The sequence below is a fragment of the candidate division KSB1 bacterium genome, from assembly GCA_034506255.1.
Lineage (GTDB): Bacteria > Zhuqueibacterota > Zhuqueibacteria > Zhuqueibacterales > Zhuqueibacteraceae > Coneutiohabitans > Coneutiohabitans thermophilus.
In genome coordinates this window covers 258142-282536 of sequence record JAPDPX010000004.1, presented here as the reverse complement: position 1 = coordinate 282536, position 24395 = coordinate 258142, and the positions used below count along the sequence as shown (strand labels likewise).

Here is a 24395-nt window from a genome sequence, read left to right as displayed (position 1 = left end):
CCGCCGCCAGCCCTCGCGGCCCCCGGCTTCCTCCATTCCGATTACACGGCCATGAGCCTGAAAACCCCGGATTACTTTGAAATCGCGCGGACGGTAACGGAACTGCTGGTGCACGGTTTCGGCTATCGCTATGTGCACGGCGCCGAGGAAGGCTTCCAGCAGGAACGCCACAGTGCCAGCGAGACCCTGCTGCTCACCCGGCTGCAGATGCGTCCCGGTGCCCCACCTCTCACCCAGGTATTGGCCGAGCTGTCGCCGGCTTCCGCGTCACCGCTGGCAACCATTCGCCGGCAAATCCACCGCAAGCTCATCCGTGCCGCTCCCCCCGCCCGTTCGAATCAAGCATTTGGCCCCGGTTATTACTTCGATTTTGACCATCCCGAGAACAATGAATTTCTCCTGGTCGAGCAGTTCACTGTGCCGGGCTTCACCGGCCAGCAGGCGCTCGATCTCGTCATCTTTGTCAATGGTATTCCGCTGGTAGTCGCGGAAATTGCGGCATCGGGTCCGGCCGGTTTGGCGCAGGGCTGGGCGCGGCTGGAAGAATTGCAGCAGCCCGCCGGTGTTCCCCGCCTGTTTCATTGCGTGCAATTGTTGTTGATCCTGCAAAAAGACGCGGCATACTATGCTGCGCCCGGCTCTCCGCCCGGGGCATTCCGCCCGTGGCCGGATCCCTTTCCACTCAATCTGGAGGAGCTGCGGCGGCGGCTGGCCTCCCTGCCCTCCCGGCTTTCCGATTTTCCCACGCCGGCCGACGCGCTGCTTGCCGGTTTGCTGGCGCCCGGCAATCTTCTGGATCTGGTGCGTGGCTTCGTTTTTTTTGCGCCCTTTCCACTGGTGGAACATGCGCGTCTGACACGACCGCATCAATGGCAGGCGGTGCAACTGACCGTGCGTCACTTGCTGCGCAGCAAGGGTGCGGCAATCCGGCCGGAGGATGGCGGCATCATTTGGCATCCGCTGGGAACCGGCAGAAGCAAGACGCTCAGTGCGCTGGTGGTGAAATTGCGGCACCTGGCCGCCTGGCACCGAACCACACTCCTGCTCATCACGGATTGTGAGAAAACCCGGCGCCAGCTCATCGAGGCCTGCGAACATCACGGCCTGCCGGCGCCGTTGCAGGCCGGGCAAGCCGATCTGCTGCTGCACCTGCTGCATCGCCATCCGGGCGCCGTGCTGCTGGCAAACACCGGGTGTTTTGCCGCGAATGAGGCGCCGCCCGCTGTTCTGGCGGAGGGCGCGGCACCGCCGCCTGCGCACGCCACCCTCGCGCTCCTCGACTGCCCGAATCACGACGAATTGACGGAGTGGGCCGGCCGTCTCAGGCAATGCTTGCCGCATGCTTGCCTGGTGGGAATAACGGCCACGCCCCCGCCCCGTGAACGACAGCAGCTTCCCCCGGGCATGCGTGATTATCTGCATCGCTACACCTACCGCGAGGCCCGGCAGGATGAGTTGTTGGTGCCGGTTTACCATGAAAGCCCGCTGCCGGAACGGCAAATACAACCGGCCTCTCCGGCCGGATCGGCAGCCGGCAGCCGTGAAGTGCAGGTGGCACTGCAATTCGATCGCATCGCCGCCATTGCCGCGAACCTGATTGAACATTTCACGCACAATGTCGCTGCCAATGGCTGCAAAGCCATGCTGCTTACCCACAGCGATCAGGCCACCGCGCTGTACCATCAGGCGCTCGCCGCGCGCAACTTTGCGCCGATGGCGGTGCGCTTTGCCCAGGCGCCGGCAGCCGACAGCCCCTGGCGCGATCTCTATCTCAATATTCCCGACCACAGCCATGCCCTGCACCGGCTGCACACCGAAACCGGGCCGCTGCTGTTGATCACCAGTTCCCTTGCCGGGCTGGTCACACCGCCGCCGGAGCTGCAGACAATCTATCTCGATCAACCGGCGGCCGGCGCAGGCCTGTTGCACCTGGTCGGTCTCACCGCCCTGCAGCACCCGCCGTTCAAGTTGAACGGCCTGCTGGTGGATTACTGGGGCGTCACCACGAATCTTGACGAAGCGCTCGCGGTGTTCGATCCGCTGGAGGTGCAGCAGGTGCTCACTCCGCGCTTCACCGCCGCCCGTTTCGCGGAATTGCAGCGCTGTCATCTGGCGGTGCTCGGGTGTTTCGAGACGCATCTCTCCCGCCTGAGCACCGAGCAGTGGCTGCTCGCGCTGGCGCCAGCCGAGGCACGCCAGACCTTCGGCAAGACTTTCCGCGCTTTTGTCCGCCTGCTCGATTCTCTGCTGCCCCATGCACAGGCCCGCAAATTGCTGGGCGAGGCACGCTGGTTCGACACGATCCGGCAACAGGCAGCCAGCTTTTATTTCGATGAATCCCTGGCCGCAGCGCAGCCCAGCCCCAAAGTGCGCGAGATGATGGCGCGCCATGTCGAAGCAGTGCCACCACTCAGCCTGAAGGAGTATGTTTCAGTTTACGACAGGAGCTTCGAAACGGAAGTGGCGCGCCTGACTTCGCCGCTGGCACGGCTGGCCCGGCTGCAGCATGCGCTGCTGCACGAAGCCAGCGTGCGTCTGGCGCGCGATCCTGCCTTCTACGGCAGGTTGTTGCAGCACACCGAAGAGATTCTGCGCGAGCGGATGCAGGGGCGCTGCGATGACAACGAGACACAGCGCCGGTTGTGGGAGCAGATTGCGATCTTGCGCGCGGGACCGGCGGCGGCCGCCGGCGAATTGCAGCTTTCGGAGGATGCCTTTGCGGTGTTCGGCATTCTGCAGACCTATCTCGCCGCCGACGCCGCGGAAGCCGCCCAACGGCGGGAACAACACCGTCTGATGGCCACGGAAATGCTCGCCGCCATCGCGCCCTGGATGGAAATCATCGATTGGAACACCAAAGAGGACGTTCAGCGCGAAATGCGGCGCCAACTCAAACAGGTGTTGCGCAATACCCGCTGCCCCAGACCGGTGATGGACCCGCTGGTGGCAGCCTTGATGAAACTGATTCACGCCCGTTTCGGCAAAACGGTGGCGTATCGCCATTCCTGAAACTCCGGCACCGGACTCCCCGCCTCGCCGCCGGCCGCCGCGAAGCATGCCTCCGGCCGGCGTGCCCATCTTCCCCGCGATTTCCACGACCCTGCCGCGCCCGGCACGCACGCTTCCCGGAAAACCAGGCGGCATGGACCGGGGCGAAAACCCCTGGCACCACAGGCTGCTTTCGAGCAGGATCGGGGTGGCGCAAAGCCGCCGCGCCGCTTCAATAAACTTCGAGAAAGAGGTGATACAGCCCGGCGGCGCGCAACACTGCCAGCATCACTGCCGAGCCGGCCGCAAAACGGCGCAACTGCTCGGCCAGCTCGCCGGTGGTGTGCACCGGCTGGCGATTCACCGCCACGATGATGTCATCCACCATGAGCCCGGCTTGTTCCGCCGGGCTGTAGCGCGCCACCGCCGTTACTTTCACCCCGCCCCGCCAGGGTTTCCGCAAATCCGATTCTTCCAAGCTGCCAAGGTTCACCGCTTGAATACCCTGATTCTCGAATGCCGGCAGGGGGCCGGGCGGCGGCGACAACGTCTCGTTGGCCGGCAGCTCGGCGAGCCGTGCACGCACTGTCAACACGCGCTGCTCACGGAAAATCTCGAGCGTGATCCGCGTGCCCGGTTTCAGCGCAGCAATGCGCGCCTGTACCTCGTTGGTTTGCTTCACCGGCACGCCATCAATGCGGAGGATGACATCGGCGGGCTGCAGGCCGGCAAGCTCGGCCGGGCTGCCGGCATAGAGGTCATCGATGAAAACCCCGGTGGGCACCGTCAACCCCAGGGCACGTGCCTCCAACTCTTTCACCGGCCGCAGCACCACGCCGAGATAGCCGCGCACAACCTTGCCGCTTCGCATCAAGTCCGCCGCGATGCGCATGGCCAAATCGATCGGCACCGCAAAGCCCAGCCCGACATCATAGCCCGTTTCCGTGGCGATCGCCGTAATGAGGCCGATCGCTTCGCCATTGAGGTTGAACAGCCCGCCGCCGCTGTTGCCGGGGTTGATGGCGGCATCGGTTTGCAGAAAATACTCGACGCCAAAACTTTCCTGAATCACATTGAGCTGCCGGCCCTTCGCACTCACGATGCCGGCCGTCACCGTGAACCGCAGCTCCAGCGGATTGCCGACCGCCAGCACCCATTCGCCCACCTGTGTGGCCTGCGAATTTCCCAGCACCGCCGGTTGCAACCCGGTCGCCGCGATTTTCAGCACCGCAATTTCGGAAAGCGGATCCGCGCCGAGCACTTGTGCCGGAAAGGTGCGCTGATCGTGCAACGTCACGGTGATTTTGTCGGCGAATTCCACCACGTGGGTGTTGGTGAGCACATGGCCGTCGGCAGAGATGATCAGGCCGGCGCCGGTGCTGCGCTGTTGCAACTCGGGCGGCGGCTCGAACTCCCGGCCACGGTCGCGTGGTCTGCGTTCACGATAAAGCTGCAAATCCTGCGCGGAAAGGATGCGCAGGCAGGAGACCGCCACCACCGAGGGCAGAATGCGCCTGACGGCCGGCACGAAATCCGGTGTTGCGGCCGGCACGCCGCGGGAAGTCTGTTGCGCTTGCGCAGCGATTTGCCGCGCGGGGGTGAGGAGTAATGCGGTGAGAACGGCACACAACAGAAAATGGCGGGCCGGCGGCCGCGCCCGCACGCGCGCTGCCGCTTGCGTTTGCTCCTGCATGCGTACTCTCCTTGCTGCATTTTCGGCTGACGTTGCCGGAGGCGCAAAGCCATTGGCCTGCCGCCTGGATTTGCCGGTGCGAGCTCCCCCCATTGTCATGCCGGCCAATCCCGTGAACTGCGGCGCTCAGTGGTCCAAAGCTTTACATGACCCCGGCTGGCAGGAAGGCAGTGGTCATGGTGCTGCTCCGGCAGGCAACGAGATTTAATCTCTCAGGAACCTGTGGGGAGTAGCGCAGGCATCCCTGCCTGCAGACAAGATGATGTCTGCGCGACCGTCTCCAACCGTAACTGGGACATTACAACGAGATATTCATTCCCTGTGTCAATAAAATACGGCCCGGCCCCGCGGCGTCCGCCGGCAACCTGTGCCTGTCGATGAGCAAGCGGTCAGGCGGTGTTGCATGCGGCTGGCCGGCAACAGCATCGCCCGCCGGCGGCAAATTGGCGCTCAATGCGCCGGGCCAAACAACACCGCGTTCAGGAACAGCAAATTCAGGCCGTCCATGAAAGCGCGGTAGTTGGGATCTTCGGCAAACGCCACCACGTGTCCCTGCCCCAAGGGTTGATACATGAGATAGGCTTTGTTGGCGAGCTGCTTGCGCGAGGATTCCCAGGTGAAACCGCTGGCAATGAGCCTGTCTTCCGCGGCATAGACGCCGACATTCACCCCCTTGTCGAGCGTGAGCGGGGTGTAGATGTTGCGGCTTTCGACCATCACCACGGCATACCCCTCTTCATAGCCGGCACTCAGCCAGTGCGACGGCTCCAACTCGATGCGCAACAGCGCGCCCGGCGTGGCTTCGGGCAATTCCTCTTTGGGTTGCACGGCCTGCGCGTAATCATAGACAGCGGCGGCCGGCGCGGCCGCTTCGGCGGGCTTCTCTTCTTTGTCCTTGGTCGCTTTGCGCTCGGGTTTGCCGCTGCGCAACTCGCGTGAAGTCGCCAGCAGGCCGACTTTCTCTTCGGTCAGCCAGCGCGTCGCGTCGCCAAAGGTGATGAGGGTGCCGCCGTTGCGAATCCAATGCTGCAGCCGTTGCACCAGGCCTTCCCGCATGACGGCAGTATAGCCGCCGCCCCAATAATCCGAGCCGTCCGGCAGGATCAACACGTTGAACTTGTCGAGGTCCGCGGCATCGAGCTGCCAGGTGTTGATGATTGTCACCGGGTAGCCATACTGTTGTTCGAGCAAAAAGCGCGTCCAGCCTGCGGAGGGCGGGTTGGTGGGCAGATGGTAGGCCAGCGCCACTCTGGGCGGGGGAATGAAGCGCACCTGATTGCTGCCAAAATTCACACCCTCAGTGACCCAGGAGCTGGCCGTGGCATGAACCTCCACACCGTATTCCGTCGCCACCCGTTGCAACCGTTCGAACAGATCAGCGGGATTATCCCTGCTCTTGATGATGAGCGAGCCGCGCGGGAATTTGACACCGTTGTGCACGAATTCCTTGTCTGTCGTGTGCACACGGACATTTTGCTGCAACAACGCCGCCAGCGCAGCGGCGGCGGAATTGCTGCCCCAGGGCAGCAAATAAGCCAGGGGGGCCGGGCCGCCGAGCACGCGACCCTGCGGCCGCGGCGGTGTTTGCAAAACAGTGAGATTGCCGGTGGAAGCGGTTTCGACGGGGTGGCATTCCACGCCGTAGAGCAGCGGCAGCGACCAGGCAGTGACGTCATAAAACTCATCCGGCAGCCTTTTTTTGCGGCGCTGCAATTGTTCCGCGATGAAGGCTTGATCGATTTCGGTGCGACGGTCGAGCAGCGTGCGCACCAGCCGCTTCGCTGGTTGTGCCAGCGAAACCACGAAGGTGCCGGCGGGAAACGTCCGGCTGCTGAGGGCGCCGGTGAAATAATCACGCACCCGGGGGTTGCTGAAGGGCGCTTCCGCGCGTTTGACCTCGATGCCCTGCTGCAGCAACAGGCCGGCAAGCCTGGCAGTGCGATTGGGATCGCGGCCCGGCGGGAACACATATTCTTTCACTGCTTCCCGCGTGCCCTCGGCGATGGCTTCGCGGCGATAGTTGAAGAAGAGGCGCAGCAGCTCGCCGCGCTGGCTGGCGGCCATCTCCGCGGTGGCGAGCGAGGCAATGAAGTGGTGCTGCACCGCCTCGCGGTAGCGCAGCAGGGTGTCGTCCTGGCGCCGAATCACCAGGCCGTCCGGCCCGGCCTGCTCATAGGTCATGCCCAGGGCGCCCTGAAACAACGGCCAACCCTCGCCATAGCCGGGATAGAAGGAGTCGAAAATTTCGCGGGTGAAATAGTCGAAGCGAAAACGGTCGAACCATTTGGCATTGTTCCGGCCGAAGCGCGTGAGCCAGTCGATTTGCGCGGCGGTGAGGTTGGGATTATGGGGATTCGCCGGCGGCGGGAAGTAGTAGGTTTGGTTGAAGCCCATCTCGTGCAGATCGACAAAGACCTGCGGGTACCATTCCAGAAAGCTGCGGACGCGGCCGGCGGTTTCGGGCTGGGTGAGGGCAAACCAGTCGCGATTCATGTCGAAGAGGTAATGATTGGTGCGGCCGGAGGGCCAGGGTTCGTTGTGCTCGGCGGCCAACGGCTGTTCATCCGGCCAGCGGCCCTGGGTTTGGCGCAGGTAGTTGACATAGCGGTCGCGACCATCGGGGTTTTGCAACGGGTCGATGATCACCACGCAATTCTCCAGAATGCGGTTGCGCACGGAATCATTTTGCGCGGCGGTGAGATGATAGGCGAGGAGCAGCGCCGCCTCCGGACTGGAGATTTCGTTGCCGTGCACCCCGTAGCTCAGCCAGACAATCACCGGCATGCTGCTGATCAGCTCCTCCGCCTGTGCCGGAGAAAGGCCGCGGCCGGCGGCGAGCTGCCGCATCGCCTTTTTGATCTCGTCGCGGCGGCGCATATTTTTCTCGGAAGCGACGATGAGATAGTGCAGCGCACGGCCCTCCCACGACTCGGCGTACTTCACCAACTTTAGATGGGGCGAGCTGCCGGTCAGCGTCTGCAAATAGCGCTCCGCTTCATGCGGCAGCGTGACTTTTTCCGCCCAGTCATGGCCAATGACTTGTTTGAGTGTGGGAATCGCAGGATGATAAACCGCGCCGGGATAGAATTCCAAGATCTGTGCCTGCAGGGTAAAACAGGCGAGCAAAGTCGCACTCGGGCACAGCAACAACCACGGGGTGCGGGACATTCCTTCCTCCAAAGAGTCATGAACTCATACCAGCCGCATGATTTCGCAAACGGTGCCGTCTCAATCACCAATGAAATGCAGCACAATGCGCCGGCGATGCGGGGTGTTGCGATGCTCATAGAGATAAATGCCCTGCCACGTGCCCAGGACAGGCTCGCCGTTTTGCACGGGAATGCCGAGCGAAGTTGCGGTCAGCGCCGCCCGCACATGCGCCGGCATGTCATCCGGCCCCTCGGCGCGATGGTGAAACAGGGCGTCGCCCTCCGGCACCAGCCGGCGAAAGAAGCGCTCCAAATCGCGCTGCACCTCGGGATCGGCATTTTCCTGAATCAGCAACGAGGCGGAGGTATGCTGCACGAAGACGGTCAGCAGGCCGGTGGCAGCCCGCATTTCCGCCAGCCAGCGCCGCACCTCGCGGGTGAACTCATACAAACCCTTGCCCGTCGTGGGGAGAGTCAGGATGTGGGAAACTTGACGCATCACGTTTTGGCATTCATTTGCTTGCGGCTGCGCATGCCAATGGACAAACTCATCCTGCGCACCTTGAAGACATACTCTCCGCGCGCGCCTTCATCGCGCACAGGCTCCCGTGTCTGTTTGAGAAAGGGCAGGGAACTACGGCTGAGGTCGGGCGCATCTTTTTGAGTTTGTCGGCGTGGATGATCACGCCGAACAGCGTCTGTTCGCCGACAAAACCGGCCAGTCACTCGCGGATTTTCTCGCCCAGTTTGGGATTGTAAACTCCCGGGTGCAGCGTGGCTTCCAGAATCGCCACACCGACGTCATTCATGCTCGTGGCACGTTCCAACGTGGCATAAATGTCCAGCAGGCCGTTGTTGCGTTCTGCCAGCCACTGCGTGAAGCGGGCAACGGAAGTCTTGCCAAGACCATATTCCCCCTCTAAAAAGTAAAATCGGTTTGCCGGCCGACGCCCCGCCTGGAGATGTCGTCCAACTGCGCGGCACGCCTAATACTACAACGTTAAGTTGTAAAATCCGCTCCGCAACCCCAAACTGTCATTGCGGAGGAATTTGCCCTGCCCGTATGGACACCCATCGGAATGAAAATGTAGCGCAGACCTCTTGTCTGCAGCAGGCTGGAAGCCTGCGCGACGGCATTTTCGTGGTAATCTTCCCGAGTACCGGGATTGATGCTTATTCTGACATTATCCCAAGCACGCAAGAAGATTCTTACAGAATGGCATTGGCGGGGTGGAGGTGCCAGCTTAACGTTGTATTACTAATGAAAAATTCAACCGGAACTGGCAGGTCCGGGAAAAACGGGCTGCGGCCTTGGCTTGCGATACCGTTCACCAAATTCGAGGTCCCGGCCAAATCACATCACCAGCAATTTTCTGACCGCGCGAAAAGCGCCGGCCTGCATGCGATAGAGATAAACACCTCGCGCGACCAGTCGGCCATGATCATCGCGGCCGTCCCATTGCAGGGAATGATACCCCGCTTTTTGCGGCTCCTGGCGCAGGGTGCGCACCACCTGGCCGAGCAGGTTGTACACACGAATCGTCACCATGCCGGCTTGCGGCAGGGCATAGCGAATGGTCGTTTGTGCCGGCGTCGCCGCCTGCAACAGCGGAAAGGGGTTGGGATGGCTCTGATCGAGGCTGAAAGCGGCCGGCAACAGGCTGCCCTCCAGCTCCACCAGCGCATAGGCCTCGTGCTCGAAAGTGCCGTTGCTGCGTTGAAAACGCGGCGTGGCTTGCAATTCCAAATTCTCCGCCTTGCGCCAGATGCGGAATTGCATTGGCGTGTCTGCCACGTAACCACCCGCGCCCTCGTTTTCCGCCAGACTCTCGCTGCGCCAGGCAGCAATGCCGAGCATACCGCCGGCCGGCCACACCCCGGCACCCACCAGCTCGCCGGCGGGGGTGAAAATACCGATCTCGTCACCGGGCTGCAATGCACTTTCCGCCACGCGGGCGGCGGTGATCACCACGATGTAGCTTTCGCTACCGCGCGCCACCCCGCTGAAATGCACGGGCACTTCATTCGGTCCAGCCGGCTGATCGTGAATCTTCGCAAGCGCGCTGCCGGCACCGAGCGGATAGATCAACGTGTCCGGCCGGCTCAAATAGAGCTTGTAGCCGCGCCCCGGCCGCAGATTTCCCATGGTATTGATCAAACCGAGTGCGGGAATCAGAAAGCCGCCCTGATCGTCCTTGGCAATCACCAGATTGTCGAGCAGCGAGGCAAAGGCGGCAACCGCGGGAAGCGCCCCGGCGGGCAGATAACCCACGAAGTTGTATCCCTGCGCCAGCGGAATCGGTGTGAAGGGCGCCACTTCTTCACCCACCACGCTCAGGCTGTCGGGGGCGTCGAGATAAGCAGCATAACCGGCCAGCGGGCTGATATTGCCGAGAGTGTTGACCAGATTGGGAATGAACACATGACCCTGCAAATCCTTCAGGATACGCAGGTGTTTGGTGTTGTGAAAAGCCGCCTCGACCGCGGGATTGGCCGGCGCAACGTTGAGGGAAATCCAGCTCCAGCCTGCGGTGAGATTTTGCCGCCGCGTGAAAGTGATTTGTGCCGCGAGCAGGGCGATGTGCGCGGAGTCCGCCGTGCCAAAGGAGCCGTCGCCGCGTGTGTAGGTGGCGGTGGCAGGGTAGTCGCGCTCGCCGCGGCTGCTGTCCCAAATCCGGAAGTAAATGGTCTCCCCGCGTTTAAAGCCTTCCACCGCAGTGGTGGCGGGATCATCTCCGTAAGCCACCAGGCGGACGGGTGGCCGGGCCGGCCATACCACGCTGCCCGCCAATTTGCCGCCGGGCGTGAAAACGCCAATTTCATCGCCGGCCGCCAGATCGACACCGGCAATGGTGGCCCGTTCAATCACCATGGGATACCTCACCGCCGTGGTTTCAGGATCGGGGAAGTGGCGGGTGGTATCACTCAACGCCAGGACTTCCAGGGTGAGGTGCACCGGCACGCTGGGCTCATCGAGATCATTGCTTTCCACCCGCAATTCCGCCTGATAGGTCAGCGCGGGTGACAGCCCGGCGGCGCGAAATTCCAGTGCCACCTCCTGCTGCCGGCCGCTGCCCAAAATGCCCAAACGCGGGGTGAACGCCAACCAGCTCGCCGGCCGGCTGATCAACACCGCCAGACTGTCTTTCACATAATTCGTGTTGAACGCCACCTCCAGGCCGTCACTGGTTTGGCGGTTTTGGATGCCGACCGTACAGAAATTTGCCGGTCCGGCGAGCGACAAATATTGAAAGAGGATGTTGCCCTCGGGCGTGAGCACCAGTTGAAAAGTATACGGGCCCTCGCCGCTCGCGCGCCGGACGTTTTGCCACTGCACGATCAGCTTGTTGCCGTCGGCATGATAGTAGGCGGCGCCGGACCGCACCTCGAGATCGTCCCAAAAGGGCGCCACCAAATCCGGCACACCCAGGCTGGGAACCGGGTTGTTGCTGAAGGCGCTGGAGGTGCTGCTGAAGGAAATGAAACCGTTGGTGCAGAAACGAAAAGTGGTGTAGACGGAATCATAAAATGGAAACGCAAAGCCGATGACAAACGGACCGAGGTTGTCATCATCGCCGGCATCGGGGATGCGGGTGCCGGTCGCGGCAATGTCCTGCCAGTTGAAGGTCGGGCCGGCCGGATCATTACTGTCGCGCCAGGTGTAGCCGAAATTGTCCGGGCCCCCGCGCCCGGCCACCACGGGATGGCCGCGCCGTCCGTCAATCTCGTGCTTGCCCGGGGCGGTGTAGTGTGACCGGGGATAGCGCCAAAAAGGCTGGTTCGCAGGGGGGCGCCGCGCCGTGCCAAAATCTGGCGGCACGATGCGCAGGCTGTAGAACAAATCGCCGACACCGGTGTTATCGATCCTGAGCAGGCGGGTGGTGTGGTCATTCTCGAAGAGTTTGACCGTGATGCTGGCAGGCGTCACCGCGATATCCGAGGGCGCGAACACATCCAGGCGCACGTCATCGACAAACCAGTCGTCGCGATCCTGCGCGCCGGTGTTGCGGAAGCGCAGGCGAAAATTGCGGTGATAAGCCGCCGGCGGCAGCACGATTTCCTTGCGGGTGAACACCGGCAGGCCGCCATCTTCTCCGGGATGGCGCACCAATTCCTGCCAATTGTTGGCGGCATCGCGAAACTCGATCACCAGATCGTCGCCGGCATCCGGCTCTTCGCCGGCACCGGTTTGCTCGAAGTAATAGCGCAGTGAAACGGCGTTTTCGACGGAGAGATCGAGCGGCACGCTCTGCACGCTGCTGCCACCGGGCAGATTCAGCGCATATGGCGGGCTGGGCGGGTTGAGCGCCAGATCATTCACCAGCGCGCCGTTGTTTTCCGGCCAAAGCGTGGCCGCGAGAGTGCGTTCCGTGAAACTGTCGGCGAAGGGCAGCCGCGCCGGCGGCAAATCGAGCAGGCGAATGTCATCGATGAACCAGTCATCGAACGGCCCGGGCGTGGCAATATTGCGGAAGCGCAGGCGCAGACTGCTGTGATAGGCATCATGCGGCAGAATAACCGAGACGGGTTCAAACACGGTTTGGCGGGGTCCCGCCCCCGGCAGGGTGATGAGATTGAGCCATTCCCCATCGCGGTTGTAGTAATCCACGAAAAAATCATCGCCGGTTTCCGGCGAATTGCTGCCCTCGCCGCCGCGCTGATAGGCAAACTGGAAAACCACGTCGCGCTTGCCGGCGAGATTGATCGGCTGCGATTGCACCAGATCACCGCCGGTGGCACTGCCGTCGAAATTCAGGGAAAACGCCGGGCTCGGCTCGTTTTGCGCGCGATTGTTGATCACCGCCGGCCCGAAGTTGTCCAGCCAGCGCACCGGGCTCAAAGCGGTGGTGGCAAACGTTTCGATGAACGGCAGAGTGGCGGCGGCCCCCAGCGAGGTGGTGGCAACGAAGCTGGAATCGCGGATGCCGGGATCGGTGAGTGAGGTGACGCCGACCCACAGCGTGTCACGCACGCCGCGGGCGGCGGTGCTGGGGACATCGAGCTGGATGACGAAATTGAATTGCCCGCCCGCGGCCAGCTCGCCGGTTTCCGTGATCTTGCGTGCCGTATCCGCAGTGAGAATTGTCACCGGCCAGAGATGACCGGCGGTGGCGAGACGATAGCGGTCGGCGGTTTCACCCAGGTTGGCGATGGTCAACACGTAATACACCGGGTGGCCGGCTGCCGCTTCACGAATGATGGGGTTGGGTGAGATGCGAACCAACTGCTGCCGGAGGGATGACCCGGCATTCACGAGGGGGGTGGCAACGACTGGCTGGAATGAGGCCGGCCACAGCAGCAACGCCGCGGCAGGAAATATGGCACGTTGCAACCCACGCTTGACAGACATAGCGTCCTCCTTCTCCTTCAGCCGGAAATCTTCAGCGCAAACACCACTTCGCCAACGGCGAATGCAAGCTTGTCGAGACGGAGTGCGCCGGCGTCACTCACCGGGGTGATCCCGCTTGCGCAGGACAATGGCCCTCCGCTTTCATTTCGTCAGATGAAATACAGGCTCCTCAGTGCTCAGCCGGGGAAACGCGCTTGCGAATGAGTTGGCCATTTCACACCTGCCCCAAAATCACCGTGAATGCGCCCTGCCTGGCGTGGCATGCAAAGATGCATGCAATATAGGGTGCCCGCAAAAAAATGCAAGCTAAATTTCCGGCATCTGGTGATGTCGCAGGGCCGTGCGGCGGCGCGCAAGCCGCCTCGCGGCAGACCTGGGGTGCGATGCCATTGACTTTTCCGGCAAAACAATCCCCCCACACTGCAAAAACACGTGGCAGTTTTGACAAAATCACCACCTGAATTTTTCGCCCGGATTGCTTCCTTCCCCCGAGGAATGCCGATTTGATTGCGACCTCCAACCGCCCTGGGGAGGGTAATTTGACGTGCCACGCGCGACCCCCATCAGAATGGAAATGAGCTTTTGTAGTAATGCCTTCAGGCACCGACCCGGAAGGGTCTACCACAAAAGTATTTTCGCACTAAATTTGAACCACGAGCCAGCCGGGCATTGCTTTGTCTCCTTGGCGGCTTGGCGGTTCAAAAAACTTCGCGGTCGGGATTTTTTCCAATTCCCTGTTTGCTCTGCCATGGCTTGGCCGTGCCATGATTGCAGTTTTCGTGACATTTTTGGACGCAGATGAACGCTGATGACCGCCGCGGTTTTGCATCTGCATTCGTCGGCGAAAATCTGTGTTCCGAAAAGCTTCGCGGTCATGATCGTCCTTTGGAACATCACACGCATGGCAGCGGCCTGCTGCTGTCTCTCCCGCCCGGCAGATTTGTGGTGAGCCCGCCGGCGGCGCGGATCAAACTCACACCGGGTGCAAACCGGACGGTCCGTTTTGCTGTCGGGAGGCGTGACAGGTCTGCAGCTTCACAAAAACGCATGCGGCACCGGCAATTCGACCGTCGTGCGCAAGCCGGGCGCCGCCTGCAGGACTTTGGGGATGGTGTTGACCAGCGCCCCGATCGTGCCGGTGTCGCCGAAGATGCCGCCCGCAATATTCATGGTGAGCGGCGGCTCGCCTTTGATCTCCACCCGGTCAAAACTCTCCGGTGCACCGACGTACATTTTCCAATCGAACACCAGCAGGTCTTTGCCTGCCTGCCGGCATTTGAGCATTTGATGAATGCCGGTGACCTGGCCTTTCGCCACGGTCAGGTAAGGTGTGGTGATGCGCCGTGTCGCGCGCACGGGCTTGAGCGATTCAATGAACTGGTCAGCCTGCCAGCCCAGGCGCCGGAGAATGGTGAGCGCGGATTCGCGCAGGCCAATGTGGCCAAAGCCGCCGGCGCGCACTTTGGCGCGGAATTGTGCCGGGGTCAGGCCGGCGCCGATTTTCTGTTGGAAGGGCAGGCGGCGTTTGCTGGCATCCGCCACCCGCGTGATGCGGATGGCCCGCACCGCGGTGCACACGCCGGTCAGGGTGAGCGGCAGAATGTCCATCGCAAAACCCGGATTCACGCCGGTGGCCACCACCGCCACACCGTGCTGTTGCGCCAAGGCATCGAGGCGCCGGCAGAATTCCGGATCGCGCTCGTAGGGATAAAACAATTCCTCGCTCGAGGAGACGACGTGGCTGCCGGCACGCACGATGGTCGCAAGCTGCTCGTCGATCCGATTGAGAAAGGAACTGGTGGTGTGCACCACCACTTGCGGCCGCCACTCTGCCAGAGCCGCGGCGGCGTCACCACGCACCACCAGACCGGTGGTCCGGCGCAGGCCGCACACCTCGCCGAGATCACGCCCCACTTTGGCCGGGTCGATATCGATTGCGCCCGCCACTTCCACTCCTGCTTTCTGCAGCAACACCTTCACACATGCCTGGCCGATGGGGCCGAGGCCGAACTGCACCACACGAATCGCCATGACTCATCCCTTCCTAATCGTGAGTAACGTTGCTGAAATGACATCGCCTGTGCCGTTTAGAGTACACAGCAAAAAAGCGAAAAGCAAGCCATCCCCCCTGCGATTCGGCGCGCACCTCAACGTGAACACGCCGGTGCTGCAGGCAATCCCTCACGAAAATACACTCCCACCCACATGCCTTTTCGGCGGGGCTTCTTTTTCGGGGCGGAATTTTTCCGTTTGCTGCCAAAGCCAGCTCGTATTTTCTCCCAAGCAAATGCACTCCCACGAAAATGGGTTTTTCGCGGGACTTCGTTTTCGTGCGCGGATCTTGGGGTTTGATCTTGACATCGATGCTTGAATCTCGGTCGTGCCATGAACAGGGCATGCCGAGCGGAACTGCCGGTTGTCCTCCCTCTTATTTCATGGCGGCACCGGAAAACAGCTCCAGCGGAGCGAAGTGTCTGCAGCTGCGCCCCTCCCTTCAAAAGGCAAACTCCGTCGGGAGTGGCCTGTCGAATTTACCACTTTTGTAGTGGACCCTTTAGGGTCGGTGCCTGAAAGCACTATTACGAATAGCTCATTTTCATTCTGATGAGTGCCCATGCGGGCATGGCAATCTCTCATGATCTGGCGCAGTTCCTTGATGAGAAGCCAACAAGTTACTCCTGCCGGCGTTGACCGCACGTTTGCCTGCATTTTTTATGCCCCACGCCCTGTGGGGCTGGGCGTCGCGAGCAAATCGGCATTGCTCGCGGCGCGGATCGATCCGGGTGCAAAATGCACGGGCCAAGAGTGTTTTTGAGGAAAACCCGCCTGCGTATTTTTGCCATTCATTTTTCCGTGATTGCTTTTGAATTGTTTTGCGCGCCATTGACTTGCTTTTCCGAAGGGTTGGCAGCATGGGACAAGAGGTCGGCACCATGTTCCACACGCAACCCGGGCATTCCTGCTGCAACAAGAAAGTGCTTGACTCCACACGCGTGCTTTTGTATTTAGTGACCATCGCGAAATCGCGAACGCCTGCAAAACTGTTCCCGCAACGACTTGGCCGTTGCCTCACAATTCCAACGATGCTTGCGGCGGGCGAAATTTTACCCCGGGCCCTGCTGGGGTCGAGCATCTTTTGCACATAAAAAAATGGGATGCGGTGTGCAATCTGCGGGCGGGGAAAATGTTGCTTCGGTTCACCCACCGCGCAAGCGAACAACTCGAGCCACACGGTTGACAATGCCGGGCGCATGGTTTCATCCGTAAACGCGCCGGGAATCGACGATTTGCCAGGTGAGGAGGAATGAAAATATCCCAGAGTGCGCTGGTCGTTTTTCTGCTGGGGGGCGGTCTGGCGGCGCAAACGCCGCTGGCGCTGGAGGAAGCCCTCGAACTTGCCCTCGCGAACAATCTGCAACTCAAACAACAGGAGCAGCGCGAGACGAGTGCCCGCCTGGAGGTTGACCTGCGCCGGGGCCAGCTCCTGCCCAGCCTCGATGTCATCGCCACGGCCTCCTACACCGATGAACTGGCGAAATTCGAACTGCCGCGCAGCCTTACCGGCGGCCGTTTGATTCAGATCGAGCTGGGCGGCCATGACCGCAGCGATCTCGCTCTCGCCCTGCGCCAGCCACTGTTCAGCGGCGGCCGCCTGCGCACCCAGGTGGCACTGGCGCAAAACTCCATGCAGTCCGAAGCGCTGCGCCGCGAGCTGTTGCGGCAGCAAACCACCTTTCTGGTGCAGCAGGTTTTTTATCAAGCCCAGGCGCTCAAACGCCAGGCGCAGATCCAGGCGGCGAGTGAACGCCGGCTGCGGGTGCAACTCGAACAGATGCGCAGCCTGTATCATGCCGCGCAGGTGATGGCCTTCGACACGCTGCAGGTTCACAATCAAATACTGCAACTCAACATCGAGCAGGATCAGAACCGCCGCGATCAACGGTTGCTGGATTTGCAGATGGCGCGCCTGCTCGATCTCCCGGTGGTGCGGCCGATCGCGGAGGCGCCGCTGGCACGGCCGGCCGCCAGCCCTCCGCCTGTGGCGCAGCTCATCCAACTCGCGCTGCAACGCCGGCCGGAGCTGGCCAGCGTGCGCAACGGCCAGCGGGCCGCCGAGCTCACTCGCCGGCTGGCTGCCGCCGCCTATTATCCCATGCTGAGCGCCGAGGCGAGTTATCACTATGCCAAGCCCGGTCTCAATCAAGTCGCCAATGAGTGGATGCGATATGGCGTGGTGGGGGTGAATCTGCAGTGGAATTTGTGGCGCGGCCGGCAGGATCACCGCCGCGTGCAGCAGGCGGAAGCCGAACGCACGCGACTGAGTCTGCAGGAGCGCGAGCTCACAGCCAGCATCAGCCATGAAGTCGAACGCGGCTACGAAAACCTGCAGCTTGCCGCCCGCCAGATCGCGCTGGCCGAGCACCTGGTGGCGCAGCAGCAGGAACGCTATCGCATTGTCACGGTGCACCAGCGCGAGGGCGTGGCCACCACCAACGATGTCATCGTGGCCGAAAACGATCTGCGCGCCGCCGAGCTGCAGCTTCAGCGCACGCTGGTGCAATACCATCTGGCGCACAGTGAATTGCAGCTCGCCACCGGCGGCAGCGTGCCGTTGCAATGACAATTGCCGGGTGCCGGTGCCAGCCGCCACGGTTTTGGGCGCCGGTCACGGGCCTCGCAAATTCGATCGCAGGCGCAACCGGCAGTGTGGCGTGTGACACTGCGGTTTTGTTCCCAGGAGCATGATATGAAGAAGGCAGGGGTTTGTGGGTTGGTCGTTTCGCTGTGGCTGGCCGGTTGCGGCAATAATGAAGAAGAGGTGTTTCAGGCCAGCGCGATTGTGGAGGGCACAGCCGTCAAAGTGTCGGCGCAAACCGGCGGGCTGTTGCTGCAGGTGAATTTCGAAGAGGGGGATGTCGTCGAACGCGGGCAAATCCTGGCCGTCATCGATACCGAGAAGCTCGGCTATCAACGCGAGCAAATCGAAGCCAGTCTCGAAGAGCTGGCCATCCAGCAGCGCCTGGCGGCCACCAATGTGCGGCGGGCGGCCGAGGATTACGAATATGCCAAAACCAAGCACGACCGCTACCTGGAGTTGTTTCAGCAAAACGCCGCCTCGCAACAGGTCTTGGATGATTTGAAGCTCGCCCGGGAGCGCACCCGTACGGCACTGGAGGCGGCGCAGCAGAACCAGCAGTCACTCGCCAGCCGCAACCGCAGCCTGACGGCGCAGCTCAAACTGCTGCAGCGCCAGATCAACGACGCGAGCGTGACCGCACCGATCAGCGGCACGGTGGCGACGCGCTACTATGAAGCCGGGGAAACCATCCCCATGCATGCCCCCCTGGCGGAGCTGATCGATCTCTCCACCATGTGGGCGAAGGTTTATGTTTCCGAGACGTTTCTGTCGAAGATCAAAATCGGCCAGCCGGCGGAAATCCGTCCTGACGGCGTGACGGAGACGCTGCGCGGCACGGTGAGCTGGATCAGCCCCAGGGCGGAGTTTACGCCCAAGAATATTCTCACTCCCGAGAGCCGCACCGCGCTGGTATATGCCGTGAAAGTCACCATTCCCAATCCCGGGCAGCGCTTGAAGCATGGCATGCCGGTGACGATCACGCTGCCGCCGGCCTGGTGAGGCACAGCCGGTCGAGGCAGCTCGGCGCCGTAGCCTGCCGGGAAGGGGCGCGCTGCCATACGAGCCGCGTGGCGGCGCCCCGCCATCGCAATCCGACCCCAGGTGGCCATGCCGGAACTCATCACCATCAGCCATTTCAGCAAGAACTACGGCACCCTCCGCGCCGTGGACGATCTCTCGCTCGCCATCAACGCCGGCGAGTTGTTCGGCTTGATCGGCCCGGATGGCGCCGGCAAAACCACCTGCATGCGCACGCTCTGCACCCTGCTGCCGCTGGAGGCCGGCGAGATGCGGCTGGCCGGCCATGATGTACGCCGCGAGGTGAGGCAGATTCGCAGCATTCTCGGCTACATGCCGCAGCGCTTCTCGCTTTATCCCGATCTTTCCGTGGCGGAAAATTTGCGCTTTTTTGCGGATTTGTTCGGCGTCCCGGCCGCCGAGCGCGAGCAGCGGCTGCAGCAGCTCTATCATTTCAGCAAGCTTGCCCCGTTCAAAAACCGACTGGCACGCCAGCTCTCCGGCGGCATGAAGCAAAAGCTCGCGCTCTCCTGCACGCTGATTCACCGGCCGCAGATTCTGGTGCTCGATGAACCAACCACCGGCGTTGATCCGGTCTCCCGGCGGGAGTTTTGGGAAATCCTGCAGCAGTTGCGCGCCGAGGGCGTGACCATTCTGGTTTCGACGCCCTACATGGATGAAGCGCGGTTGTGCCATCGCGTCGCCTTCCTGCACCGCGGCCGGTTGCTGGCGCTGGATGAGCCGGCGGCGATCAACCGCCATTTTCCCTACGCGCTCTATGAGGTCGTCACGGACACTCCTCAACGGCTGGTGCCGTATTTCCAGCACACGCCCGACAGCCGGTTGGTGCAACTGTTCGGCGATCGTTTGCATGTCAGCTTTGCCGCACCGCTGGGCGCCGGCCGCATTGCCGCAATCATCGCCGCGGCGCCGCATCCCATTAGCCACATGCATGCCATTGCGCCCGGCATGGAAGACACGTTCATGGTGTTGATGAAAAAAAATGAACCCTGAGCCTGCCTGCATCGTCGAGACGCACGCCCTCACCAAACGCTTCGGCAATTTCGTCGCGGTGAAAAACCTCGACCTGCAGGTGCGGGCCGGCGAAATTTTCGGCTTTCTGGGCGCCAACGGCGCGGGCAAAACCACGGCGATTCGCATGCTGTGCGGCCTGCTGCTGCCCACCTCCGGCAGCGGCCGGGTGGCGGGCTTCGACATCTTCAAAGAAAATGAACAGATCAAGCAGCGCATCGGCTACATGAGCCAGCGGTTTTCGCTTTATGAAGATTTGACGCCCGCGGAAAACATCGAGTTTTTCGGCGGGATCTACGGCCTGCCGCGTGCCACCCTGAAGCAGCAGCGCAGCCGTCTGTTGCACGAGCTGGGGCTGGAACGGCAGGCGGGCATGCCCACCCGCGCCCTGCCGCTCGGCTTCAAGCAGCGCCTGGCGCTCAGTTGCGCCCTGCTGCATGATCCGCCCATTGTCTTTCTCGATGAGCCCACCGGCGGCGTCGATCCCGAAGCGCGCCGCAATTTCTGGGACCTGATTCATCACATGGCGCAGCAGGGCAAGACCATCTTTGTGACCACGCATTACATGGATGAGGCCGAATACTGCCACCGCGTTTCCATCATGTATCAGGGCGAGATCATCGCGCTCGGCTCACCGCAGGCGCTCAAACACAGACACCAGAAGGCCTCGATGCAGGAGGTGTTCATTCATCTGGTGGACAAGTAAGCGCTCCCTGATCCCCGGAACCTGAGAACTGTCCCCCGAACCATGTCCGCCCGCATCCTGCCGATCATTCGCAAGGAGTTCATCCACATCCGGCGCGATTTCCGCACGCTGGTGATCGTGTTTGCCATGCCGGTGGTGATGCTGCTGATGTACGGCTATGCCATCAACATGGAGATTCAAAACATCAGCATGGTGGTCTGCGATCATTCCAACACACCGGCGAGCCGTGAGCTGGTGCGCGCTTTTGCCGGCAGCCGTTTCTTCACGGTGACCGACTGTGGCGGCGGGAGGGCGGAAATCGAGAAACTGTTTCAGCAGCGCCGGGCCAAACTCGCCCTGATCATCCCGCACGATTTTGCCCCCCGCCTGGCGCAGCCGGCGCCGGTGACGGTGCAGTTGTTGATCGATGCCAGCGACTCCAACACCGCGCTCAACATCCGCAATTATGCCACCGCCATCCTGCAGACCTACAATCTCGAACGCAACAGGGATCTGCCCTTCGAAGTGCGCGCCACCATCGCCTACAATCCCGCGCTCAAAAGCTCCTACTTTTTCGTGCCCGCGCTGGTGGCTTTGATCCTGATGATGATCTCCGCGCTGCTCACCAGCGTCACCATCGCACGCGAGAAGGAGACCGGCACGCTGGAACAGATTCTGGTTTCGCCGGTGCAGCCGCTGGAAATCGTGGCGGGCAAGGTCGTGCCCTACATCCTGCTGGCGTTTGTGGACGGTCTTCTCATTTTGCTGGTTGCCCGTTTCTGGTTTGACGTGCCGATCCGCGGCAGCCTGGTGTTGCTGCTGGTGGCGGCGCTGCTGTTCGTGTTCGTGGCGCTGGCGCTGGGATTGCTCATCTCCACGGCGGCGCGCACCCAGCAAGTGGCGATGATGGCGGCGCTGCTCGCCTCGCTGCTGCCCACCGTCATGCTTTCCGGATTCATTTTTCCCATCGCCAGCATGCCGCAAATACTGCAGTGGGTCACCTACATTGTTCCGGCGCGTTATTTCCTGCCCGTCATTCGCGGCGTGCTGCTGAAGGGCAACACCCTCGCCGAAATCTGGCCCTTCCTGCTCGTACTCGCCGGCTTTGGCCTGTCACTGTTGCTGATCAGCGTCCGCAAATTCAAAATGACGCTGGAAACTTGATTGCACCGGCGTCAGTTGGCCGGCCGGAGGAAGCCCCTTCAGGGCTTGTCCCCTTGCAAGCATCCTCCCCGGCGCAGGGCTTCTGCCCAATCGGGCGTTGCAATGCCCGGCAAAATGCCTGCAGCACGACCACACAGCCGGCGAGGCATTCGGCAGCCCCCGGGGGCTGCCGCACTCCAAACCGCCCGCGGCAGGGCAATTTTTGCAAGAAATTCTTCCGCCTCCGGTGTCTGGAAAACCGGGACACACTCACAGGAGGCAATTATGTTGGAATGTTCCCGTGACGCATGCCTGGGCAGCCGGGAGTTTGCGTCATACCTGGCGGGTGCCGTTTTTGGAAGCGAAAAAGTGCGCATCCGCAGGCATCTCAAAAAATGCAATCCCTGCTTCGAACTTTACATCACCACCTTCAATCAGTCCTTCGAAGACTGGCAAATGCCGGCGCCCGCAGCCGCTGCGGCCCATCCTTTTCCTGCAGCCAGGAGGTCCGCGCTGCGTCCCCACCCGTAACTGAGCCTTGCTTCCACCGGGCTTTTCCTGCTGCGCCCAGTCCCGCGCCTCATGCCCTGCCAAAACCGTGCATGGCAGGCCACTTGCTTTTCAGCAATTCGGGTGGCATATTGGCCCGTGCGCAAGCCGCCCGCATCGCACAACGACCACCCAGAGGAGCATGACTTCATCGCGAGAATGGCTGTGCCCTGACACGGGTGGCCTGCCCCCCGTGCAGGTCTGGCGCAGCACAGCTCGCGCAGCAGGAGAGTGAGTATGAGCCAGCCCAACCTCGTGATCCTCGCCGCGGGAATTTCCTCGCGCATGAAAAACGCCGCCGCCGATATGCTGCCGGCCGCTGTGCGCCACCAGGCCGCCACCAAACCCAAAACCATGATCAGCGTCGACCGGCAGGCCCGCCCTTTTCTCGATTATCTGCTGCACAACATTGCCGCCGCCGGCTATCGCGAGGTGGTGATCGTCGTCGGTGAAAACGACCGGGCGATTCGCGAGTATTACGAACAGGGTGGCGCGCGCCAGTTCGATCACCTCAAAATTGGATATGCCGTGCAACCGATCCCGCCCGGCCGGTCAAAGCCACTGGGCACTGCCGATGCACTTTGGCATGGCTTGCACAGCCGTCCGGATTGGCGCGGACAGACCTTCACCGTGTGCAACAGTGACAATCTCTACTCGGTCGCTGCCCTGGAGCAATTGCGGCAGGTGCCGCAGGGCAATGCCATGATCGCGTATGAGCGCACTGCGCTGCAGTTTCCGCTCGAACGCATTGCACAATTCGCGGTGATCGAAAAGGATGCCGCCGGCTTCCTGCAGAATATCATCGAGAAGCCGGCGCCGGAGATGCTCGCCCGCCTGGCCGATGCCGGCGGCCGGCTGGGTGTCAGTATCAACCTTTTTCGTCTCGCCTACGATGACATTTTGCCCTGCCTGGCCGAAGTGCCGCTCCACCCGCTGCGCCAGGAGAAGGAACTGCCCGCCGCGGTCATGTTGATGGTGCAGCAATATGGCCGGCCGGTGCTCATTCTGCCCCGTGCCGAGCACGTGCCGGACTTGACGACGCCTTCCGACATCCCAGTGGTCTGGAAATATTTGGAGCGGGAATATTCCGGCGCGTAAGTCCCTGCCGCCGGTGAAATTTTTGTTTGGGGTAAATTGGAGGGATGCGGTGCCTGCTCAATTCACTTCGACTGACACATTGGCGAGGCCCTTTCCACGGCTGTGTCGTGGCAGACGGACTGCGCCTCCGCGTCGTACAAACGATCACAAAACACTGGTTCCGCCAAGGTCGGAACTAATGCGCCCTCCAAAGTCAGTAACCTCCATCTCCTCTGACGGCTGAATTCGCTCGGCGTTGAATCTGCCGAGACCTTTGGAACTCTGCATCCAACCCTGCTCCTCATCAACTGGGCCAGCGCTCTTCGCGAGCAGCTGGCATGGGGAACGTCCACGTCATCCCGCGCAGTCGCGCAGGCTAGCGCCGCAGGATTTTGAAGGCCATACTGCGACCATACTTTTGCATGATCGCCAGGTTGATCCACGCCAGGGCGAACTGCTCGAGCAGCGCGACTTTGTCATCTCCGCCAAAATCATAGCATTCCGCAAAGCCGGCAGTCAGCGCGAGCTGCCGCGCGATTTCCTTGCCTTTTGAACTGCTGCCGGCAACAAACATGTCCGCGCTGACTTCGCCATAACGCGGATCGGCCATGTTCTCGAAACCGGTGGAGTTGAAGCATTTGACCACGTCCACGCACCGGGTCACGGCTTTGAAGGCTTCCACGCCATGCGCATAAGGCGCCGGCTTCTGAAACACTGAATTGGTCGCGTCGATGATGACCTTGTCCTTCACCTCTCCCAGCGCCCGGGCGACGTCGATGATCGCCGCAACCGGAACCGAAACGAGAATGATCCCGGCGGCGTTCGCTGCCTCGGGCACGGTGGCAGCAGTGATATTCTGGTGTGCCGCGACCTGCGCTTTGGTCTCGTGATCCTCGGGATTTCGCACACCCAAAACGATTTCATGGCCGGCCCGCGCCCAAGCCAGAGCCAGTGCGCCGCCAACATTACCGGCACCAATGACAGCGATCTTCATAATGGCCTCTTGCAAGTAAATTGTGACCTCAGGCAGTACATCCGCCACGGTTATTATCCAGTAGCGGACTACCCTGCTT

At 61.6% G+C, this 24395-nt stretch carries 15 protein-coding genes; 8 read left to right on the top strand and 7 right to left on the bottom strand.

Annotated features, from left to right (window positions below):
* The first annotated feature begins 51 nt into the window (after positions 1 to 51).
* Positions 52 to 3009 (top strand): type I restriction endonuclease, encoded by a 2958-nt coding sequence (locus ONB52_09695; GenBank protein MDZ7416415.1) that lies wholly within the window; start codon positions 52 to 54, stop codon positions 3007 to 3009.
* A gap of 211 nt (positions 3010 to 3220) precedes the next feature.
* Here the strand turns inward: ONB52_09695 and ONB52_09690 are convergent, their stop codons facing one another.
* The 3 genes from ONB52_09690 to ONB52_09680 form a co-directional block, all read right to left on the bottom strand.
* Entirely contained in the window at positions 3221 to 4681 is a 1461-nt protein-coding gene (locus tag ONB52_09690) for a trypsin-like peptidase domain-containing protein (GenBank protein MDZ7416414.1), read from the bottom strand.
* 450 nt (positions 4682 to 5131) lie between these two features.
* A complete protein-coding gene (locus ONB52_09685) occupies positions 5132 to 7849 on the bottom strand; it encodes a M14 family metallopeptidase (GenBank protein MDZ7416413.1) in 2718 nt (905 codons plus the stop codon).
* 60 nt (positions 7850 to 7909) lie between these two features.
* Positions 7910 to 8329 (bottom strand): secondary thiamine-phosphate synthase enzyme YjbQ, encoded by a 420-nt coding sequence (locus ONB52_09680; GenBank protein MDZ7416412.1) that lies wholly within the window; start codon positions 8327 to 8329, stop codon positions 7910 to 7912.
* Positions 8330 to 8504: 175 nt separating this feature from the next.
* On the opposite strand from ONB52_09680, the gene ONB52_09675 reads away from it, so the two are divergent.
* A complete protein-coding gene (locus tag ONB52_09675) occupies positions 8505 to 8753 on the top strand; it encodes a hypothetical protein (protein ID MDZ7416411.1) in 249 nt (82 codons plus the stop codon).
* Between the two features lie 431 nt (positions 8754 to 9184).
* On the opposite strand, the gene ONB52_09670 is transcribed toward ONB52_09675, so the two are convergent.
* From ONB52_09670 to ONB52_09660, 3 genes are all read right to left on the bottom strand, one after another.
* Positions 9185 to 13180 carry a T9SS type A sorting domain-containing protein gene (locus ONB52_09670; protein MDZ7416410.1) on the bottom strand — a complete coding sequence of 1332 codons (3996 nt, stop codon included), beginning with the start codon at positions 13178 to 13180 and terminating at the stop codon, positions 9185 to 9187.
* 1035 nt (positions 13181 to 14215) lie between these two features.
* Positions 14216 to 15211, bottom strand: a complete 996-nt coding sequence (locus tag ONB52_09665) for a dihydrodipicolinate reductase (protein MDZ7416409.1) — start codon at positions 15209 to 15211, stop codon at positions 14216 to 14218.
* A gap of 565 nt (positions 15212 to 15776) precedes the next feature.
* A complete protein-coding gene (locus tag ONB52_09660; protein ID MDZ7416408.1) occupies positions 15777 to 16433 on the bottom strand; it encodes a hypothetical protein in 657 nt (218 codons plus the stop codon).
* Between the two features lie 51 nt (positions 16434 to 16484).
* Here ONB52_09660 and ONB52_09655 point away from each other — a divergent pair, with 51 nt between their 5' ends.
* From ONB52_09655 to ONB52_09630, 6 genes are all read left to right on the top strand, one after another.
* Positions 16485 to 17801 (top strand): TolC family protein, encoded by a 1317-nt coding sequence (locus ONB52_09655; protein MDZ7416407.1) that lies wholly within the window; start codon positions 16485 to 16487, stop codon positions 17799 to 17801.
* A gap of 126 nt (positions 17802 to 17927) precedes the next feature.
* Positions 17928 to 18818 (top strand): efflux RND transporter periplasmic adaptor subunit, encoded by an 891-nt coding sequence (locus ONB52_09650; GenBank protein MDZ7416406.1) that lies wholly within the window; start codon positions 17928 to 17930, stop codon positions 18816 to 18818.
* Between the two features lie 108 nt (positions 18819 to 18926).
* Entirely contained in the window at positions 18927 to 19850 is a 924-nt protein-coding gene (locus ONB52_09645) for an ABC transporter ATP-binding protein (GenBank protein MDZ7416405.1), read from the top strand.
* The gene (locus ONB52_09640; protein MDZ7416404.1) at positions 19840 to 20574 is read left to right on the top strand and encodes an ABC transporter ATP-binding protein; all 735 of its coding nucleotides are present in this window, start codon (positions 19840 to 19842) and stop codon (positions 20572 to 20574) included. Before ONB52_09645 ends, ONB52_09640 begins: the two co-directional genes overlap by 11 nt.
* A gap of 42 nt (positions 20575 to 20616) precedes the next feature.
* On the top strand, positions 20617 to 21717 hold the full coding sequence (locus ONB52_09635; protein MDZ7416403.1) for an ABC transporter permease: 1101 nt from the start codon (positions 20617 to 20619) through the stop codon (positions 21715 to 21717).
* Positions 21718 to 22482: 765 nt separating this feature from the next.
* Positions 22483 to 23343, top strand: a complete 861-nt coding sequence (locus tag ONB52_09630) for a sugar phosphate nucleotidyltransferase (GenBank protein ID MDZ7416402.1) — start codon at positions 22483 to 22485, stop codon at positions 23341 to 23343.
* A 355-nt stretch (positions 23344 to 23698) separates the two neighbouring features.
* Here ONB52_09630 and ONB52_09625 read toward each other — a convergent pair whose 3' ends face one another.
* Entirely contained in the window at positions 23699 to 24316 is a 618-nt protein-coding gene (locus tag ONB52_09625; protein MDZ7416401.1) for an NAD(P)-binding domain-containing protein, read from the bottom strand.
* Positions 24317 to 24395: the final 79 nt, after the last annotated feature.

Bases quoted from the DNA above. Each gene is read 5' to 3' on its own strand.
- ONB52_09665 (MDZ7416409.1), bottom strand. From the start codon at position 15,211: ATGGCGATTCGTGTGGTGCAGTTCGGCCTCGGCCCCATCGGCCAGGCA.
- ONB52_09695 (MDZ7416415.1), top strand. From the start codon at position 52: ATGAGCCTGAAAACCCCGGATTACTTTGAAATCGCGCGGACGGTAACG.
- ONB52_09685 (MDZ7416413.1), bottom strand. From the start codon at position 7,849: ATGTCCCGCACCCCGTGGTTGTTGCTGTGCCCGAGTGCGACTTTGCTC.
- ONB52_09655 (MDZ7416407.1), top strand. From the start codon at position 16,485: ATGAAAATATCCCAGAGTGCGCTGGTCGTTTTTCTGCTGGGGGGCGGT.
- ONB52_09680 (MDZ7416412.1), bottom strand. From the start codon at position 8,329: ATGCGTCAAGTTTCCCACATCCTGACTCTCCCCACGACGGGCAAGGGT.
- ONB52_09650 (MDZ7416406.1), top strand. From the start codon at position 17,928: ATGAAGAAGGCAGGGGTTTGTGGGTTGGTCGTTTCGCTGTGGCTGGCC.
- ONB52_09645 (MDZ7416405.1), top strand. From the start codon at position 18,927: ATGCCGGAACTCATCACCATCAGCCATTTCAGCAAGAACTACGGCACC.
- ONB52_09625 (MDZ7416401.1), bottom strand. From the start codon at position 24,316: ATGAAGATCGCTGTCATTGGTGCCGGTAATGTTGGCGGCGCACTGGCT.
- ONB52_09630 (MDZ7416402.1), top strand. From the start codon at position 22,483: ATGAGCCAGCCCAACCTCGTGATCCTCGCCGCGGGAATTTCCTCGCGC.
- ONB52_09690 (MDZ7416414.1), bottom strand. From the start codon at position 4,681: ATGCAGGAGCAAACGCAAGCGGCAGCGCGCGTGCGGGCGCGGCCGCCG.
- ONB52_09640 (MDZ7416404.1), top strand. From the start codon at position 19,840: ATGAACCCTGAGCCTGCCTGCATCGTCGAGACGCACGCCCTCACCAAA.
- ONB52_09635 (MDZ7416403.1), top strand. From the start codon at position 20,617: ATGTCCGCCCGCATCCTGCCGATCATTCGCAAGGAGTTCATCCACATC.
- ONB52_09670 (MDZ7416410.1), bottom strand. From the start codon at position 13,180: ATGTCTGTCAAGCGTGGGTTGCAACGTGCCATATTTCCTGCCGCGGCG.
- ONB52_09660 (MDZ7416408.1), bottom strand. From the start codon at position 16,433: ATGCGCCCGGCATTGTCAACCGTGTGGCTCGAGTTGTTCGCTTGCGCG.